This is a genomic window from Dyella thailandensis (assembly GCF_050749815.1).
GTDB lineage: Bacteria > Pseudomonadota > Gammaproteobacteria > Xanthomonadales > Rhodanobacteraceae > Dyella_A.
Genome location: NZ_CP192735.1, coordinates 2,549,901 through 2,569,237 on the forward strand (window position 1 = coordinate 2,549,901; position 19,337 = coordinate 2,569,237).

Annotated in this window: 12 protein-coding genes; 6 read left to right on the top strand and 6 right to left on the bottom strand. The window is 70.2% G+C overall.

Annotated elements, in window-relative coordinates:
- Window positions 1-19: 19 nt before the first annotated feature.
- Both ACQVBX_RS11835 and ACQVBX_RS11840 read right to left on the bottom strand, forming a co-directional pair.
- Window positions 20-1,012, bottom strand: coding sequence for a DedA family protein/thiosulfate sulfurtransferase GlpE (locus ACQVBX_RS11835; protein ID WP_431634278.1), 993 nt, complete (start codon window positions 1,010-1,012; stop codon window positions 20-22).
- Window positions 1,013-1,054: 42 nt separating this feature from the next.
- On the bottom strand, window positions 1,055-2,284 hold the full coding sequence (locus tag ACQVBX_RS11840; RefSeq protein ID WP_431634279.1) for an MFS transporter: 1,230 nt from the start codon (window positions 2,282-2,284) through the stop codon (window positions 1,055-1,057).
- A gap of 152 nt (window positions 2,285-2,436) precedes the next feature.
- On the opposite strand from ACQVBX_RS11840, the gene ACQVBX_RS11845 reads away from it, so the two are divergent.
- The 5 genes from ACQVBX_RS11845 (at window position 2,437) to ACQVBX_RS11865 (ending at window position 13,305) form a co-directional block, all read left to right on the top strand.
- Window positions 2,437-3,429: a polyprenyl synthetase family protein gene (locus ACQVBX_RS11845; RefSeq protein ID WP_431634280.1), complete on the top strand. Its 993-nt coding sequence runs from the start codon at window positions 2,437-2,439 to the stop codon at window positions 3,427-3,429.
- A gap of 182 nt (window positions 3,430-3,611) precedes the next feature.
- Window positions 3,612-6,605: a diguanylate cyclase gene (locus tag ACQVBX_RS11850; RefSeq protein WP_431634281.1), complete on the top strand. Its 2,994-nt coding sequence runs from the start codon at window positions 3,612-3,614 to the stop codon at window positions 6,603-6,605.
- Between the two features lie 126 nt (window positions 6,606-6,731).
- Window positions 6,732-9,398, top strand: coding sequence for a beta-mannosidase (locus ACQVBX_RS11855; protein WP_431634282.1), 2,667 nt, complete (start codon window positions 6,732-6,734; stop codon window positions 9,396-9,398).
- Window positions 9,395-10,837, top strand: coding sequence for a glycoside hydrolase family 125 protein (locus ACQVBX_RS11860; RefSeq protein ID WP_431634284.1), 1,443 nt, complete (start codon window positions 9,395-9,397; stop codon window positions 10,835-10,837). The genes ACQVBX_RS11855 and ACQVBX_RS11860 overlap by 4 nt, the downstream gene beginning before the upstream one ends.
- 35 nt (window positions 10,838-10,872) lie before the next feature.
- Window positions 10,873-13,305 (top strand): GH92 family glycosyl hydrolase, encoded by a 2,433-nt coding sequence (locus tag ACQVBX_RS11865; RefSeq protein ID WP_431634285.1) that lies wholly within the window; start codon window positions 10,873-10,875, stop codon window positions 13,303-13,305.
- Between the two features lie 145 nt (window positions 13,306-13,450).
- Here ACQVBX_RS11865 and ACQVBX_RS11870 read toward each other — a convergent pair whose 3' ends face one another.
- The 4 genes from ACQVBX_RS11870 to ubiH form a co-directional block, all read right to left on the bottom strand.
- A complete protein-coding gene (locus ACQVBX_RS11870) occupies window positions 13,451-15,061 on the bottom strand; it encodes a tetratricopeptide repeat-containing sulfotransferase family protein (RefSeq protein ID WP_431634286.1) in 1,611 nt (536 codons plus the stop codon).
- A gap of 196 nt (window positions 15,062-15,257) precedes the next feature.
- A complete protein-coding gene (locus tag ACQVBX_RS11875) occupies window positions 15,258-16,046 on the bottom strand; it encodes a dienelactone hydrolase family protein (RefSeq protein ID WP_431634287.1) in 789 nt (262 codons plus the stop codon).
- 34 nt (window positions 16,047-16,080) lie between these two features.
- Window positions 16,081-17,391 (bottom strand): UbiH/UbiF/VisC/COQ6 family ubiquinone biosynthesis hydroxylase, encoded by a 1,311-nt coding sequence (locus ACQVBX_RS11880; protein ID WP_431634288.1) that lies wholly within the window; start codon window positions 17,389-17,391, stop codon window positions 16,081-16,083.
- Window positions 17,388-18,611 carry a 2-octaprenyl-6-methoxyphenyl hydroxylase gene (gene ubiH, locus ACQVBX_RS11885; RefSeq protein WP_431634289.1) on the bottom strand — a complete coding sequence of 408 codons (1,224 nt, stop codon included), beginning with the start codon at window positions 18,609-18,611 and terminating at the stop codon, window positions 17,388-17,390. Before ubiH ends, ACQVBX_RS11880 begins: the two co-directional genes overlap by 4 nt.
- A gap of 129 nt (window positions 18,612-18,740) precedes the next feature.
- Between ubiH and ACQVBX_RS11890 the strand changes: the two genes are divergently transcribed.
- Window positions 18,741-19,334, top strand: coding sequence for a hypothetical protein (locus ACQVBX_RS11890; protein ID WP_431634290.1), 594 nt, complete (start codon window positions 18,741-18,743; stop codon window positions 19,332-19,334).
- Window positions 19,335-19,337 lie beyond the last annotated feature (3 nt).

The following is a 19,337-nucleotide window of genomic DNA, read 5'->3' on the forward strand; positions in this document are numbered from 1 at the left end:
CCGGCCAAGGCGAGCTGGATCAAACCCGCAGCGAGGGGGCCGCCAGCGCTCCGCCGCGGCCGGCGGGCGCCGTGCCGGGCAGGTGCTCCAGCGTGTAGCCGGCGGCATCCCAGGCATCGAGCCCGCCCTGCAGCGGGCGCACGCGGCGATAGCCCAGCGACATCAGCAGCTGCGCGGCTTTGGCCGCGGACACCTCGTTGGGACAGCTGCAATAGATCACCAGCTCGCGATCGCGCGGCACATCGGCCAGCGCCACGTGCACGCCTTCGAGATCGGCCAGCAGGGCGCCGGGGATCACCCGCCCGTCGAGCAGGCGCGAGGCGGACGAACGCACGTCCACCACCACCGGATTCTGGCCGGCGGTGATCGCCTCGTTCAGTTCGTCCACCGAGATGCGCGCCATGCGCAGTGCCGCCAGCAGGCGATGGCGCTGCCACCATTTGGCCGCGATGTAGAGCACCAGCAAGGCGAACAGCGCCTCCAGCGCCACTGTGCCGGCCTGCTCGATTGCCGCCAGCACGCGGTCGACCTCGTTGGCGAAGGCGTAGCCCAGCCCGACCGCTGCGCCGGCCCACAGCAGCGAGCCGAGCCCGTCGAGCAGCACGAACGCGCCCACGCGCAGCCCCATGGCGCCCACCAGCGGCGGCGCCACGGTGGACAGACCCGGCACGAACTTGGCGACCAGCAGCATGCGTCCACGCCAGCGCTCGAAGCGCAGCTCGGACTGCTTCACGCAGGAATCGGGCGACAGCGAAATGCGGCACAGCGTGCGCATCACGCCCGCACCGAAGCGCCGGCCGGCGAGGTACCACGCCGTGTCGCTGAGCAGGCAGGCGGCCAGCGCAGCCAGCACCACGCCCGGCAGCGGCAGCCGGTCACTGGCCGCCAGCGCGCCGGCGACGATCAGCGTGGGCACGGCCGGTACGGGCGCGCCGGCCTGTTCGACCAGCACGTTGAAAAACACCACCAGCAATCCGTACTGCGCGATCAGCGCGATGAGCTCGTGAGCCATGCCGGCCTCCCTGGCGCGGCCGAAGCCGGCCGCAGGCGCCCATCATTGGGCCGGGTCGGCCCCATTGCAATCGAGCGCCGGCGACGCGGCCGCATCCATGCCGGCAATGCGCCGCGCACCGAGCATCACCAGCGGCAGCCACAGCAGGGTCAGCGCCGCCGCACAGGCGAACACGCCGGCCGGACCGAGCCGGCCCAGCGCGATGCCGCCGACCGCGCCGCCGACGAAGGCGCCCATGAACTGGCTGGTGGAATAGGCCCCCATCGCCGCGCCGCGCAGCGCCGCCGGGGCCAGACGCGACACCAGGCTGGGCAGCGCCGCTTCCAGCAGGTTGAAGCCGGAGAAGAACATCGCCGCCGCCACGCCAAGCAGGGCGATGTGATCGCCGCCCAGCGCAAAGCCCAGCAGCGCCACGCCGATCACCACGATGCACACCATCACGATGCGCAGGCTCTGCGCGATCTCCTTCATGTGATGCAGGCTGGCGCCCATCACGAAGGCGGCGATCGCCATCACCGGCAGGTACAGCTCCCAGTGCCGGCTTACCGGCAGGTGCAGCGTGTCCACCAGCAACAGCGGCAGGCCGACGAAGCTGGCGGTGAGCAGCAGATGCAGGAAGAACACCGAGCCGTTGAGCACCAGCATGCGGCGATCGCGCAGCATCGCCAGCACGCCACCGAAGGTGGATGCCGCCAGCGCGCGCACGCGCTCGGGCGTGGGCACGATCAGCCACAGCAGCGCCAGCGCGAGCAGGGCGAGGACGGAGGTGGCGGCGAACAGGCCCGGCAGCCCGTCGACGGCCTCCAGCGGCGGGCCCAGGATCAACGCCAGCAGGAACGCCAGGCCGATCGACACGCCGATGATGCCCATCACCTTGCTGCGGCTTTCCTCGCGGGTGAGGTCGGCGGCCAGCGCGGTACCGGCGCCGGCCACCGCACCCATGCCCTGCAAGGCACGGCCGATGACAATCCCGGTCAGCGTGTGCGACATCGCCGCCACCAGCCCGCCTGCGGCGAACACGCCCAGGCCCATGCTGATCGCCGGCTTGCGACCGATGCGGTCGGACAGCAGGCCCAGCGGCACCTGCAGACACATCTGGCCCAGCCCGTAGACGCCCAGCGCCAGGCCAATCAGCAGCGGCGTGGCATCCGGCAGCGTCTTCGCGTACACCGAGAACACCGGCATGATCAGGAACAGGCCGAACAGGCGCAGGCTGATTACGCAGGCCAGAGTCAGCGCGCTGCGGCGTTCGAGTGGGGAAAGCGCGCTCACGGCGCGACGAGGCAGGACAAAGTCATCGGGCAAGTATACGAAGCGGCGGTGCCGCGCCGTTGCGGCGGCATGTCGCGCTGGCACGCGGGCGCGCCCGATGCCGCGCAAACCCTATAATCGTGCGCTGGCTACTCCCACGACAAAAGAACCCGATGCCCGCTGACGCCTCCCGCCCCGACGACTTCACCCGCGTACGCGAGCTGGCCGCCGGCGACATGCAGCGCGTCGACACGCTGATCCGCACCCGGCTCGCCTCCGACGTGGTGCTGATCAACCAGATTGCCGAGCACATCATCGCCGGCGGCGGCAAAAGGTTGCGACCGATGCTGCACGTGCTGGCGGCCGGGGCGGCCGGCTATGCGGGGGACAAGCACATCAAGCTGGCCGCGATCGTGGAATTCATCCACACCTCCACGCTGCTGCACGACGACGTGGTGGACGAATCGGACCTGCGCCGCGGCCGCAAGACCGCCAACGCGCTGTGGGGCAACGCGGCCAGCGTGCTGGTCGGCGACTTCCTCTACTCGCGCTCGTTCCAGCTGATGGTGGAATTGGACGACATGCGGATCATGCGCATCCTGGCCGACACCACCAACACCATTGCCGAAGGCGAGGTGCTGCAGCTGCTCAACATCGGCAACGCCGACGTGGACGAAGCGGCGTACCTGGCGGTGATCGAGCGCAAGACCGCGGTGCTGTTCGCCGCCGCCACCGAGCTCGGCGGCCTGCTCGGTGGCCTGCCGCAGGACCAGGTCACGGCGCTGCGCAGCTATGGCATGGAGCTGGGCTACGCGTTCCAGATCGCAGACGACCTGCTCGACTACGTCAGCGACGCCGGCACGCTGGGCAAGAACATCGGCGACGACCTCGCCGAGGGCAAGCCGACGTTGCCGCTGATCTACGCGCTGCAGAGCGCCAGCGCGGAACAGGCGCAGTCGCTGCGCCACGCCATCGAGCACGGCGGGCTGGATTCGCTGGACCGCATCATCGCCTCGATCCGCGACTCCGGTGCGCTGGAGCGCACCCGCGCACGCGCCGAGCAGCACGCCCGCGCTGCCCGCGCTGCGCTGGACGTCCTGCCCGCCTCGGCCCATCGCGATGCGCTGCTCGCGCTGGCCGACTACTCCGTGGCACGCAACCACTGAGCCCCCGGTCGTAGCGTCGGCGGCCTGCGCTTAGAATGCGCGGCGAGCCGGCCTCCCTGCGCCGGCGCGCTTCCAGGCCGCCCCGCATGGCTTTGTCCGACCGCATCCGCGCCGCCGTACCGAGTGCCCCCGCGTGGGCGGCCTCCGGTTTGCGCAGACGATGGCGCGGCTGGTGGATGCTGATGACCGGGCTGCTATGCCTGGCGCCGGCGTTTGCCGCGGGCAGCCAGGGGTCGCCGTGGGACCGCTGGCGCGAGATCGCGTTCGAGCAGCTCACCGTGGCCGGCGGCCTGCCCCATGCCACCACTACCAGTTTCGCCCAGGCCGACGATGGCGCGTTGTGGATCGGCACCTTCGGCGGCCTGGTGCGCTACGACGGCTACCGCACCCAGGTGTTCCGCCAGGCCGACGACGACCGCGGCCTGCCGGACAACTACGTCCGCGCGCTGGCCGCCACCCCGGACGGCGGCGTGCTGGTGGCGACCACCAGCGGCGGCGTGGTGCATTTCGACCCGGCCAGCAACCGATTCCTGCGATTGGACGCTTCGCCCACACACGGCACCGGCGCGCGCGTCTACGCGTTGGCGCCGGACCACGCCGGCGGCTTCTGGATCGCCGCGCAGAGCGGCTTGATCCATCTGCGTGCGGACCTGCGGACGCTGGAGCGGCCGGCCGGCGCACCCACCGACACGCTGTTCTCGGTGCTGCAGGATCGCGCCGGCAACGTGTGGGCGGGCACCGCGCACGGGCTGTACGTGGGGCGCCCCGGCGCCGCGGCGTTCAAACGGGTGGAACGCGGCGACGCCGCCGCGCGGGCGATGCTGTCCAGCGACATCTGGGCGCTGCGCGAGGATGCTGCCGGCGCGCTGTGGGTCGGCACCGGCTCGGCGGGCGTGGTCGCGCTCGGCCCCCGCGGCAAGGTCCGCCTGCCGGCCGCGCTGGGCGCCGCCAGCCCGGCGATCCAGCGGCGCACCGTGCGGGACATCCTGCCCGCGCCCGACGGGCGGCTGTGGATCGCCACCGACGGCATCGGCATCGCCCGCTTCGATCCGCGCACCGGCGAGACCAGCGCGCTGCGCCACGATCCGGGCCGGCCCAGCTCGCTCGGCGGCGACATCGTGCGCGCGCTGTTCCTGGACCGTTCCGGCGGATTGTGGGCGGCCACCGAATCGACCGCCTCGCGTTGCGACACCCGCCCATCGATCGTGCACACGCTGGACGGTCGCACGCTGTTCGGCCCGCAGGGGGCGCAGATCGACCAGAACGTGCGCAGCGTGTTCACCGATCGCGACGGCATTGTCTGGCTGGGCTTTAACCGCGGTCACGTGGCGGCGGTGGATCCGGCACACGGCCGCATCCGCACGCTGGAACTGCCCGGCCACCAGGCCGACCAGGACATCCGCGCGATCGCCCAGCTGGATGATGGCCGCATCGTCGCCGGTGCGCGCGGGCTGGTGACCATCGACCCCGCCACGCTGGCGGTGTCCGCCTATCCGGTCGATGGCCTGGACGGCAAACCCGTACTCGCGCTGGCGATGTACCAGCACACGCTGATGGCCGGCGCCTACGACGGGCTCTATCGGATCGACGCGGACCGCCACGTGCGGGTCTACCGGCACGTGGCGGGCGACCCGCACAGCCTGCCCGACGACCAGGTGCGCAACATCGTGCCGATGCCCGATGGCCGCGCCTGGATCGCCACCACCAACGGCCTGGGCATTCTCTCCGCCGACAGCGACGCATTCGAGACCTGGCGCAACGTGCCCGGCGACGCTACCAGCCTGCCGCAGAACTACCTCGGCTCGATCGTGCCGGTGGGCGATCAGGTGTGGATCGGCACCTACGGCGGGCTGGCCCGCACACCGTTGACGGTGCCGGCCGGCACCCGCCGCTTCACGGCGATTCGCGCCCGCGACGGCCTGGGCAGCGACAACGTGGCCGCCGTGCTGCCGGACGCGCACGGACGCCTGTGGGCGGCCACGGCAGACGGGCTGTCGGTGATCGATCCGGCATCCGGCGTCATCCGCACGCTGGGGCTGCGCGACGGCCTCGCCGCGCGCTTTTACAACCACCGCACGGCGGCAACCGGCCCGGATGGCGAGCTGATGTTCGGCGGCCTCGACGGCCTGGCCGTGATCGAGCCCGATGCGCCGCTGGAAGCCGGCCGGCTCGACGCGCCGCTGGCGATCACCGCGATGACCGCCGACGAGCGCGCCATCCCGTTCGCCCAGCTGCCCACCCCCGGGCATGCGTTGACCCTGCCGGGCGACACTCACGCGCTGCGCATCCGCTTCGCCCTGCTCGACTTCACCGCGAGCGCCGACGTGCGCTACAGCTACCGGCTGGACGGCTTCGACCAGCACTGGACCACGCTGGAAGCGGGCGCGCGCCCGGGCACGATCTACACCAACCTGCCCGGGGGCGACTACGTGCTGCGCCTGCGGGCGTCCATTCCCGGCCTGCACGCACGGGCGGTGGAAACGGCGCTGCCGCTGTCCATCGCGCCGCTGTGGTGGGAGCGCGGCTGGGTCCGCGCCGCGCTCGCGCTGCTGGCGATCGTGCTGTTGCTGGGGGTGATGCAGCTGCGCACACGCTACCTGCAACGGCGCGCCGCCGAGCTGGGTCGACTGGTGCGCGAACGCACCAGCGAACTGCAGGCTGCCAACGAACAGCTGCGCCGACTGGCCAGCACCGACGAACTCACCGGCCTGCTCAATCGCCGCGCCCTGATGCAGCAACTCGAGCATGAATACGCCGCGGCCAGGCAGCAGAGCACGCCGCTGTCGATCGTCATGCTCGATCTGGACGCGTTCAAGGCCCTCAACGACCGCCACGGCCACCTGGCCGGCGACGACGCCCTGCGCGGCGTCGCTACGATCGTGCGCGACTGCTGCCGCAGCATCGACCACGTCGGGCGCTACGGCGGCGAGGAAATCATGATCATCCTGGTGCACGCCGACATGGAGACGGCGATGCCGGTGGCCGAGCGGATGCGCGCAGCCATCGCCGCCACTGCCCTGCTGCACGGCACCGGCACGCTGCACCTGACCGCGAGCATCGGCGTGGCCACGCTGCTGCCGGACGAGCGCCCGCAGGATCTGGTGGCCCGCGCCGATGCCGCGCTCTACCGCGCCAAGCGCGCCGGCCGCAACACGGTGGAGCGCGCGACCGCCTGAGCGCGAGCGCCGGTATCTCCACTGCGCGGGCAGTGCGCCAGGTTCTGAAAGCGCACGGACCAATCCGCCTCGGCGTGACTTTCATCGCTTGCCAGTGCCGTTGTGGGCTGGCAGCTTGGCGGTCCGATGCGTCGACTGCCCTCCTCTCCCGGCATCCGCTGCTGCGCTTGCGCCCTGGCCCTGCTCCTGCACGGCCCGGTGGCCAACGCAGTCGACGCGATGCCTCAAACCGTAGTGCTGGACCAGGGCTGGGCATTCCGGCTGGCTCCCGACGCCGCAGCCGCCCGTGCGCATCCCGCGGCCGCTGCGTGGCAGCCGGCCCAGGTACCCGGCAGTGTTCAGTCCAGCTTGCTTGCGCTGGAGCAGTTGCCCGATCCGGACTGGCGCGACAACGAGGCGAAGGTGCAGTGGGCCGGCCTGGCCGACTGGCAATACCGCCTTCGCTTCAGCGCCGATGCCGCACTGCTGCGCCAGCGCCATCTCGATCTCGTATTCGACGGGCTGGACACCCTGGCCGACGTCACGCTCGACGGCCGGCCAGTGCTGCACGCCGACAACATGTTCCGCCGCTGGCGGGTGCCGCTCGATGGCGTGCTGAGCGCAGGCGACCACGTGCTGCAGGTGACCTTCCATTCGCCGATCACCCGCTTGCAGCCATGGCTGGCGAAGCAGCCCTACGCCTTGCCGGGCGAGTTCGATTCCGCGTTCGGCGACGAGCCGCCCGGTCGCCAGGTGGCGAACTATGTGCGCAAGGCGGCCTACCAGTTCGGCTGGGACTGGGGGCCGCGCATCGTCACCCAGGGCATCTGGCAGGACGTGCGGCTGGAGGCCTGGAGCGGCTGGCGTCTGGAGGATTTCCACGTGGCGCAGCCCCACGTCGACGCCGACCACGCGCAGTTGCAGGCCAGCTTCACCGTGCGCGCCGATGCAGCGGGGCCGGCCCGACTCGCCGTTCACTGGCGCGCGCCGGACGGCCGCGAAGGCACGACCGCACGCGAAGTGCAGCTCGTCGCCGGATCGCAACAGATCGACTTGCCGCTGACGATCGATCATCCGCAGCGCTGGTGGCCGGCCGGCTACGGCGCGCCGAACCTGTACGCGATATCTGCCGAGGTCGCCGTCGGCAGTCGCGTGGTGGCCCAGGCGAAGCGCGAGATCGGTCTGCGCTCGATCGAACTGCGCCGCAGCCCCGACCGCTGGGGTCACAGCTTCGCCTTCGTGGTCAACGGCCTCCCCGTGTTCGCCAAGGGCGCCAACCTGGTGCCGTTCGACGCGCTGCCCTCGCGCACTACGGACGAACGCATGCGCCGCCTGCTGGACGACGCGCGCGAGGCGCACATGAACATGCTGCGCGTGTGGGGCGGCGGCACGTACCTGCCCGATGCGTTCTACGCCATGGCCGATCGCCGCGGACTGATGATCTGGCAGGACTTCATGTTCGGCGGCGCGATCCCGCCCCCGGACGCGGCGTTCCGCGCCAACGTGAAGCAGGAGGCGATCGAGCAGGTGACGCGGCTGCGCGATCACCCGTCGATCGTGCTGTGGTCGGGCAACAACGAGGTGCAGACCAGCTGGGAGAGCTGGGGCGACCGGCAGGATTTTCGCAAGCGCATCGGGGCCACCGAGAGTGCGCGCATCGAGCGCGGCATGCATGCGCTGTTCGACGACACCCTGCGCGACTTTGCCTCACAGCTCGATCCCGACGTGCCGTACTGGCCGGGCTCGCCGGAAAGCGAAGGCGGTGCGCCGGCCAACAGCCCGGACAGCGGCGACGCCCACGTGTGGGACGTGTGGGGCAGGTCGGCGCCGGTGGAGGATTACCTCAAGAGCACGCCGCGCTTCCAGTCGGAATTTGGCCTGCAGTCGCTGCCGGTGATGGCGACGACCCATACGTTCGCCACGCCACAGGATCTGGCGATCGATTCGCCGGTGATGCGCGCGCACCAGAAGTTCGACCACGGCAACGGCAACCAGCGCCTGCTGCTGTACGTGCGCCGCGGCTACGGCGAGCCGAAGGATTTCGCATCGTTCGCCTACCTCAGCCAGGTGATGCAGGCCGACGGCATCGCGCTGGCGGTGGACCACCTGCGCAGCGCGCGACCGCGCAGCATGGGCGCGCTGTACTGGCAGCTCAACGACGTGTGGCCGGGGGCGTCGTGGTCGAGCATCGACGTCGACGACCGCTGGAAAGCGCTGCAGTTCCGCGCGCGGCAGTTCTACGCGCCGGTGCGCGTGGTGCCGCTGCGCCAGGACGGTCGAACCGCGCTGTTCGCGGTGTCCGACCGCACCATGCCGCTGGCCACGCAACTGCGCACGCGGGTGATCGGCATGGACGGCACGGTGGTTGCGGACACTACGCGTGCGGTGACGTTGCCGCCGCTGGCCAGCACCCGCGTCGACGACATTGCCGATGCCGCGCTACTGCACGGCGCCGAACCGCACCGCACGCTGGCGGTGTTCGAGCTGATCGCAAACGGCCAGACGCTCTCGCGGCATCTGCTGTATTTCGACCGCGCGGCAGCGCTCGCGCTGCCATCGCCGCACATCCATGCCTCGCTGCAACGCGATGCCCACGGCCTCACGCTCGAGCTCGACGCGAAGCAGTTCGCGCGTGCCGTGTGGATCGACTTCGGCGACCACGACGCGACGCTGTCGGACAACGGCATCGACCTCCTGCCCGGCGAAACGGTGCGCGTGCGAGTGCAGTCGCGCGAGGCACTCGACACCCTGCGACGGGCGATGCATCTACGCTCCCTGGTCGACGCGACCACCTCACCCGGACCCGCCCCATGACAATGACCCGCCGCACCCTGCTCAAGCTCGCCGGCAGCGCGGCGGGCGGACTGGCCGCAGGCATCGGCTTCGCCCGCGCCGGCGATGGCGCCAGACAGCGATACCTCAGCCAGCGCCTGCCACCGGACAAGCGCCTGTTCACCAGCGCGGCGGTGGAGCGGCAGCTGGCGCAGACCGTGTCGATGATCGGCGATCCGCAGCTGGCCTGGCTGTTCGCCAACTGCTACCCGAACACGCTGGACACCACGGTGCACCTGGACACGCTGGACGGCCGCCCGGACACCTTCATCGTCACCGGCGACATCGATGCGATGTGGTTGCGCGATTCCGCGGCCCAGGTGTGGCCCTACCTGCCGCTGGTGCGCGAGGACGCCGCGCTGCAGCGGCTCTATCGCGGGCTGATCCACCGCCAGGCGCGCTGCATCGCGATCGACCCGTACGCCAACGCCTTCCTGCCCGATCCGCGCAGCCGCGCGGCGCTGAGCTGGGCGGTGCACGACGACACCGACATGCGCCCCGGCGTGGCCGAGCGCAAATGGGAGATCGACTCGCTGTGCTGGCCGATCCGCCTGTCTCACGGCTACTGGCAGGCCAGCGGCGACAGCGCGCCGTTCGACGACGACTGGCGCGCGGCGATGCACCGCGTGCTCGCCACCTTCCGTGTGCAGCAGCGCAAGGAGGGACGCGGGCCGTATCGCTTTCAGCGCCTGTCCGAGAACGCGGCGGAGAATCCGCCGCTCGGCGGCTACGGCAGCCCGGTGCGGCCGGTGGGGTTGATCCACTCGATGTTCCGGCCCTCGGACGATACCTGCCTGTATCCGCTGTCGGTGCCGTCCAATTTCTTTGCCGTGACCTCGCTGCGCCAGCTGGCCACGATGAGCGAGGCGATCCACCGCGACCGCCCCTTCGCCACCGACTGCCGCGCGCTGGCCGACGAGGTGGAACAGGCGCTGCATCGCTACGCGCCGATGGCCGGCGATGGCGGCGAGGTGTGGGCGTACGAGGTGGACGGCTTCGGCAACCAGTTGTTCATGGACGATGCGAATTCGCCCAGCTTGTCCAGCCTCGCCTACCTCGGCGCCTGCGCTGCCGATGACCCACGCTACCGACGCACCCGTGCGCTGGCCTGGAGCCATCGCAATCCGTACTTCTTCGACGGCACCGCCGCGCAGGGTATCGGTGGCCCGCACCAGGGTCTGCGCATGATCTGGCCGATGTCGATCACGATGCGTGCGCTGACCAGCGATGACGACCCCGAGATCGCGCAGTGCCTGCACTGGCTGAAGACCACCCATGCCGGCACCGGCTTCATGCACGAGGCGTTCGACCAGGACGACCCGTCGAAATACACGCGTTCCTGGTTCGCCTGGGCCAACAGCCTGTTCGGCGAGCTGATCGTCACGCTGGCCGCCCATCGTCCGCACCTGCTGCAGGCCTGATCCCGCTCCCCGAACGTATCGACAGAGAGAACGCCATGGTTACCCGCCGCCGCTTCCTGCAAGGTTCCGCCGCCGCCCTCACCCTGCTGGGCACGCGCCTGGCACCGGCCTCGCCGCTCGCCGCCGCGCTGTCCGCCGCCCGCCAGCGGGAGCCGGCCGCCAGCTCCCTCACGGGCGGACTGTCGCGCTACGTGGACGTATTCATCGGCACCGGCGGCCACGGCCACACCTTCCCCGGCGCCACCCGGCCGTTCGGCATGGTGCAGCTCAGCCCCGACACCCACGACCAGGGCTGGGACGCCTGCTCGGGCTACCACCAGGGCGATGGCTCGATCATGGGCTTCTCGCACACGCACCTGAGCGGTACCGGCGCCAGCGACATGCTCGACGTGCTGGTGATGCCGGCGCAGGGACCGGTGCGACTCGACCCCGGCGCGCGCGGCCGGCCCGAGGTGAATTACCGCTCGCAGTTCGACGGCATGCCGCCGAAGGGTGTGCAGCAACCGCCGGTCGACGCGACGATCACACCGGGACCGGGCTATCGCTCGCGCTACGACCGCGCCAGCGAGCAGGCGCGGCCGGGCTACTACCGAGTGCATCTCACCGACCACGACATCCTCGCCGAACTTACCGCCACCGCGCGCACCGGCCTGCATCGCTACACCTTCCATGGCGCTGGCGCGGGCCATCTGCTGGTCGATCTCGCGCACGGCTTCCACGACGGCGACGAGCCGGCCAAAGTCTCCGATGCGCTGCTGCGGGTGGTCGGCAACGACACCCTGGTCGGCAGCCGCCACGTGCACCAGTGGGCGAACGGTCGGCAGATCCATTTCGCCATGAAACTCTCGCGCCCGTTCACGCACGCCACGCTGTACCGCGAGGACGCCGCGCTGGACGAGGCCAGCGAAGCGCGCGGCGATCACCTGAAGGCCGCACTGCACATCGACGACGCCGCCAGTGCACCGCTGCTGGTGAAGGTGGGCCTGTCCGGCGTGGACATCGACGGCGCGCTGCGCAACCTGGAGGCCGAGTCACTGGGCTGGGACTTCGACGCCACCCGCGACGCCGCGCTGGCCGAATGGGAGCACGAGCTGGGCCGCATCCACATCGACACCGGCTCCGATGCGACGCGGCGCACCTTCTACACCGCGCTCTACCACACCATGTTGGCGCCCACGCTGTTCAGCGACGTCGACGGCCGCTACCGCGGCATGGATCTGGCCGTGCACACGCTGCCGTCGGGGTCACACAACTACAGCACCTATTCGCTGTGGGACACCTATCGCGCGCTGCATCCCCTACTCACCCTGGTGCAGCCCGAGCGCGTGCCCGACCTCGTCAACGGCCTGATCCGCATGGCCGCCGAGAGCCCGGACGGCCCGCCGGTATGGCCGCTGCAAGGCGTGGAGACCGCCTGCATGATCGGCTACCACTCGGCCTCGGTCGTGGCCGAGGCGATCGCCAAGGGCTTCGAGGGCATCGACGTCGTTAAGGCCTGGCCGCTGTTCCGCCGGCGGGCGATGGACGACGACTACCGCGGCCTGCCGTACTACCGCAAGCTCGGTTACATCCCCAGCGACAAGGACTGGGAGGCGGTGAGCAAGACGCTGGAATACACGTACGACGACTGGGCCGTGGCGCGTATCGCCGATGCCGCCGGCGCGCACGACGATGCGAAGGCGCTGCGCGAGCGTTCGCGCAACTACGCGCACGTGTTCGACGCCAAGCTCGGCTTCGTGCGCCCGCGCGGCGAGAACGGTCAGTGGCTCGAGCCGTTCGATCCGCGCGCGGTGGGCCACAGTGCGCGCTGGCGCGACTTCACCGAATCCAACGCGTGGCAGGCCACCTTCCTCAACCAGCACGACCTGCACCACTACATCGGCATGTTCGGCGGCGACGCGGCGTTCGAGCGCAAGCTCGATGCGCTGTTCACCACCGACTCCACCCAGGTCGGCGACACCCCGCCGGACGTCGCCGGGCTCGTCGGTCAGTACGCCCACGGCAACGAGCCCAGCCACCATGTGGCCTACCTCTATGCCTATGCCGGCGTGCATCACAAGACCCAGGCGCGCGTGCGCATGCTGCTGCAGACGATGTACGCCGACCAGCCCGACGGCCTGGCCGGCAACGAGGACTGCGGCCAGATGAGTGCGTGGTACGTGCTCGGCGCACTGGGCCTGTACGCGGTCGACCCGGTCAGCACGAACTACGTGTTCGGCAGCCCGCTGCTGGACCGCGCCGAACTCGCGCTCGGCGGCGATCGCAGGCTGGTGATCGAAACCATCGGCAACAGCACCGACACGCCGTACATCCAGTCGGTGACGTGGAACGGCCAGCCGTGGACCCGGAGCTGGATCAGCCACGCCGAGCTGGCCAAGGGCGGCACACTCGCCTTCACCATGGGCCGCACGCCGAACCCCGCGTTCGGGCGCGATGCCGAGGATCGGCCGCCGTCGATGCGTGTGTGACGGATTTGCGCCCGTGTGCTGAAGCCACTACTGGTCGCGACCTAGCGGCTGCCGCCGGCGGAGACGGAGACGAGATAGCCTGTGGAGTTCGCCCGCAGTCGATGCGGCAACGCTGTAATGCCCTCGCGCCACCGAGGGCAACAAATCATGACAGCGCGCGCCGCAACGTCTCCAGTTGCGCTGCGTAATTCTGCCAATCGCCGAGTCCTCGGCCGTGGATGGCCTCGCGGACCTGTGCGCTGCTGGGCGTGGCCACGGGCGCAGGGTTGCGCTCGGGATGCAGGCAATCCTCCTCCAGCTCCAGTCCGCAGTACGCCAGCACAGTGCGCATCACCGCCTCCGGCTGTTGCACCAGCGAGGCATACGGGACATCGAGCAGGGCATCGGGAAACGTGGCGTGCCAATGCGCCATCAGACGAACGTACAGCCTGTGATAGTGCGCCAGCGAACCCATGTCGTAGCTGTAGGCCGATGTATGGCCGAACATGGCCTTCAGATTGGAGAAGCACACGTCCATCGGCTCGCGAACCGTGTGCAGGATCGGAGCGTGCGGCAACGCTCGGTGGATCAGGTCAATGAAGGGGAAGTTCGTCGGCAGCTTATTGATGTAATACTGGTGTCCCTGCGCGCGCCATTGGGTCTGTCGCAGGTAGCGCGCCCCCAGCTCGTGAAAATCGATATTTCTGCTGCGTCGGATGAGCTCCAGCCGATGCTTCGCACCACCATCGGGCACATCGGCAAGCCACTGCAACTGGCGCAGCAGATCGTTGATCTCGCCTGCGGAGATTACTTTCGAGTGATTCGACAGCATGCGATCGAGCAAGGTCGAGCCTGACCGCGGCATGCCGACGATGAAAATGGGCACGGGACCATCGAATCGCGGCGCCAATCTGGCGCCGCCGACATTCCCGGCCAGGGGCTGGCGGATGATCGCATCCGTGACCGCAGCCTCGCCGTCGGCATCGTATGGATTGAATGCGTGCATGATCGCGTTGCTGCGCTCCAGCGCCGCCCAGGCCTCGTCATGCTGCCCAAGGTCATCCAGCTCCTTGAACAGGGCATGCTCGAACTCGGCGCGGATGAGACTGTCCTCAGGGACCTTGCTATCCACCGGGATGCGGCGAAGCTGCGTACGCAGGAAGTCGAGGTGGTTCGACTCGGTGGTCTGTCGGCGCAGACGGGCCTGCGCCATCGCCGCCCCGCTGAAGGCCGGCCAACGGCGCAAGCAGGCATCCAGCACCGCGCCCGCCCGCTCCATCTGGCCGGTGAACTGAAGCAGCATGGCGTGCAGGTAATGCTCGTCCGGCGTATCCACGCCCGCAGCCATCGCCTTTTCGATCAGGGCAAGCGCGGCCGGAATGTCGTTGAGCATCCAGCGCAGATGTGCCTGCGCGGCCAGCAGGTCGCCGGAAGGATCGCGCGCCAGCGCGGGATGATCGAGACAATGGCGTGCCGCCACCGTTTCGCCGCAAAGGCAGAGGCGTCGCACCAGTTGGGTGATCAGCGCCGCATCCTCGGGAGGACGCGACACCACCGCCAGCAGCTCTCGGGTCGACGCACGCAGCTGGCCACGCTCGAGCAGTACGCCGGCCAGTTGCATACGCGCGACTGCGTCGTGCGGCACGCGCTGGAGCAGGGACTCCAGCGTCGTCTGCGCAGCGACCAGTTGGTGACTTTCAAGGTATTGCTGGGCACGGCGCCGAAGGCGATCCTCCGCCGCATGAAAAGGGTCGGTTGTCATCGACAGATGGTGCATTGAGCCGCAGCGCCAAAGCAAATGGCGGAAAGCCGCCAACGATGGTCCTGACCGATCGAAAACGTCAGCATCTCGCACGGCCCCATGAAGACGACGCAGATTGTGTCCACGCCGCCTACCACGTCTGTGCACCACGCCCACATCGGGTGGAACGACTGCCCGCGAGTGCAGGGGTGAAGCCGCCCAACGGCCGAAGTCAGTCTGTGCCGGCGAAGGCGTGATCCAGCCAGCCGTGCATCAGCCGGTAGCTGCGGGCTGCGGCGCGGGCGTCGTACATGCAGCCGGGGCTTTGCTGGTCGGTCTCGGTGAAGCAATGCACGGCGTGGCCGAGCACGACGAACTGCCAGTCGGCCGGGCTGGCGCGCATCTCGTCCATGAAGGCCGGCGCGTCGGGCATGGTGCCCTTGTCGTCGGCGCCGTTCATCACCAGCACGCGTGCCTTGATCTGCTTGGCCAGCGCGGGATCGTCGGTGCTGAGGCCGCCGTGGAAAGAGACCACCGCCGCGACGGCCGCGCCGCTGCGTGCCAGGTCGAGCACGGCGGTGCCGCCGAAGCAGAAGCCGATCGCGGCCAGGTGCTCAAGATCGATCGGCGCGTCCTTGGCCTGCGCCTTGAGCTGCGCGAGGGCAGTGGCCATGCGCTGACGCAGTAGCGGTCGATTGCCATAAAGCGGCTTGGTGGCCGCCTGGGCCTGATCGTTGTTGGCCGGCCGCACGCCTTCGCCGTAGAGGTCGGTGACCAGGATCACGTACTGCTTGCCGGCGATCACCTCGGCCTTCTTCACGGCCATCGCATTCACGCCGTACCAGTTCGGCACCATCACCAGGCCGGGGCGTTTGGTGGCTACCGCGTTGTCGTAGACCAGCACGCTGCGGAAGGTGGTGCCGTCCTTGGTCCAGGTAACGGTCTTGTGCACCATCGCCGCCTGGGCAGCAAACGAGCCGAGCGAAAGAATCAGCAGCGAAGCGAGACGAAGCAGGCGCATGGCAGGTACTCCGGTGGGCTTGGCAGGGAGAAAATCAACGTCCGGCGGCATGATCGCCGAGCCGTTGCTTGAGCGGAGTCAGGCGATCGAGCAGGCGCACGCCGAGGCCGCGCGCGGCAACCAGCGGCGGCGCCTGCCACGCGTAGATGCGCGCCAGGGCATCGAAGCCGAGCGCGTCCAGCGTGTCGGCGCTACGGCGGCGCCGCGCATAACGGCGCAGCACGTGCGGCGCAGCGATGTCGCGTCCTTGGTCGCGCACGGTCACCAGCGTGTCACGCAGCTCGATCACGTCGCGCAGGCCCAGGTTCACGCCCTGCCCGGCCAGCGGATGCACCGCGTGTGCCGCGTCGCCGAGCAGCACTAGGCGCTCGGCGTCGTAGCGTTCGGCCAGCTTCAGCTGCAGCGGGAACGCGGCGCGGGCGCCGGTGCCGATAACCCGGCCCAGGCGAAAGTCGCTGGCCACGCCCACGGCGTCGCAGAACGCCGCCTCGTCCAGCGCCAGCACGCGCGCGGCCTCGTCTTCAGGCAGCGACCACACGATCGAGCAGCGCCCGTCGGCCAGCGGCAGCAGAGCCAGCGGACCGGTGGGCAGGAAGCGCTGCCAGGCCGTGTTTGCGTGGGGTCGTTCGGTGCGCACATGCGCCACCACGCCGCGCTGGCGGTAGTCGCGTCCGCGCGTGCCGATGCCGGCCATCGCGCGCAGCGGCGAGGCTGCGCCGTCGGCCGCCACCAGCAAGCGCGCGGACACGCTGCCGTCCACGCGCTCGTCGTAGGAGCCCGCTCGCGGGCGATGCTCCTGGCTTCGGTGGAGATCAGGAGCAACAGCATCGCCCGCGAGCGGGCTCCTACCAGGGTGAAGATCGAGGGCGATGCGATCCTCGCGCACCTCGAAGCCCGATACCTCGGCCGGGCACCGGCGCTCGACGCCAGCCGCCTCCAGTGCCCGCCACAGCATCGACTGCACCAGGTTGTTCTCGACGATGCAGCCGAGCTCGGCCTGGCCACTGGCGGCGGCATCGAAGTCGATGGCCGCGCCGCTGCCGGCGTCCCATACATGCATGTGCGCATAGGGTCCGACACGCGCCTGACGAATGGACGTCCAGACGCCCAGCTCGTCCAGCAGGCCGATCGCCGAGGGCGCCAGGCCGACCACGCGCAGATCGACTTCGTCCTCGATCCGCCAGGGTGCCGGCGCGCGCGCCTCGATCAACGCGGTGGCAAAGCCCTCGCGCGCCAGCGCCAGCGCAGCCGCGGCGCCAACCATGCCGCCACCGACGATGGCGACGTCGAGCTCAGGCCCGCGGCGGCGAATAGCGGCGTCTCGCGTACCGGGAAAGCGGCTCATGGCAGCGGCTCCAGCACGGCGCGCGGCGGCTCCCCGCGGAAACCCATGCCGCGCCGCGCAAGCATCTTCTGCAGCGGCGGCACGCGGTCGTACGCCAGCAGCGCCAGCGACCGGAACGGCGCCAGTAGGGGCTGCGGCAGGCAGGCCAGCTGCACCAGGCCGTGGCTCATGGTCATCGTGCCCTCGCGATCGGGCGCGCGCCGCGTCGCATAGGTGTCCAGCAGCGCCGGCGCGCCAGGATCGGGCGCCCCGGCCACGAGCTCGGCGAGGGTCAGTGCGTCGCGCAGGCCGAGGTTGAAGCCCTGCGCGCCGATCGGGTGCACGGTCTGCGCCGCGTTGCCGACCAATACCGCCCGTGGACCGACCAGCCGCGTGGCTGCGACGCGACGGATCGCCCAGGGTTGTCGGCGCCCCGGCCGGGACAGCCGGCCGAGCTTGCCGCCGAAGCGCCGCTGCGCGAGCGCCGCGTAGGCGGCGTCATCCATCGCGGCCACCGTCTCGGCCTGCGCGGATGGCACGGTGAGCACCAGTCCGGCACGGCGCTCGGCCAGCGGCAGAACGGCGATCGGGCCTTCGTCGCTGAAACGCTCGAACGCGCGTCCGGCCGGATCGCGCTCGGGCGTGATCGTGCAGACGAACAGGCTCTGGTCGTAGTCATGGCGCTCGACGGCGATGCCCAGCCGCTCGCGCACGAACGATTCGGTGCCGTCGGCGCCCACCACCAGGGCGGCGTCCAGCGTGCGGGTGGCGTCGCCGACACGGATCGTGGCGCGCCAGCCGCCCTCGACACGATCGAGCGCCTGCAACTGCGCCGGCGCCAGTCGGGTCAGCCCGGTGCATGCTTCAAGTCGCCGCTCCAGCGCCTCGCCCAGCTCGCGCGCCGGCAGCGTCCAGCCCAGCGCATCGACATGGTGGCGCGCAGCATCCAGCCGGGCGCTGCCGAATTCGCCGGCGCGGCTGACGTGGATGCGGGTGATCGGTGTGGCGCGTGCCGCGGCACGCGGCCACACGCCCAGCGCGCGCAGGCCGTTCACGGTGGCACGGGCCAGGGCCAGGTTGCGTTCGTCGTAGCTGGCCGCGGCGGCACGGCGCGGTGGCGCCGCGTCCAGCAGGGTGGCCGGTACGCCGGCAGCATCGAGTGCAATCGCCAGGCTGGCGCCGACCAGGCCACCACCGACAATGAGGACGCCGCCCGGGGCGGCAGGGTCGATCGGGTTCATCCGCCGATGATACGCGCCCACCGGCTGGTTCCCGCAGCGGCCGGGTGCCGCGGGCCTGCGGGTCGCCAAGCGCCGGGCGCCCGACTAGACTAGCGGATCGATTTCCGCCGTTTTCCTATGGAGCCCCACATGGCCATGACGCAGTCCCAGCGCCTCGGCATCTTCAGCGTTCTCGCCCTGGTGATGGCCGCCACGCGCCTGCACCACTTCGATGCGATCCCGGATGCGTCCTGGGGTGTGTTCTTCCTGGCGGGCTTCTGGCTGCGCGGTTCGGCGCGTTGGGCGTTCCCGCTACTGATGGCCGAGGCGGTGCTGGTCGATTTCTTCGCCATCACCAGCCAAGGGCTGAGCTTCTGGAGCCACTACTGCGTCTCGCCGGGCTACTGGTTCCTGGTGCCGTCGTACTTCGCGCTGTGGCTGGGCGGCAGTTGGCTGGCCCGCCACCAGGCCGGCCTGCGCGCCTCCACGCTCGGCCTCGCCGCGCTGGCGCTGCTGGTCAGCGAGGCCGTCTGCTACGCGCTCTCCAACGCGAGCTTCTATTGGCTGTCGCCGACCACCGCCGCCGCGCGCAGCATCGACGGCTGGCTGGTGAACCTGGGTGACTGGTACCTGCCGTTCCTCGGCACGACCGCGCTGTACGTGGCGATCGGCGCCGTGTTCCACGTGCTGGTGAGCTTGCTCGCCCGCACCGTTGACGGCTCGCGGACCAAGTTCGTCGGCTGAAGC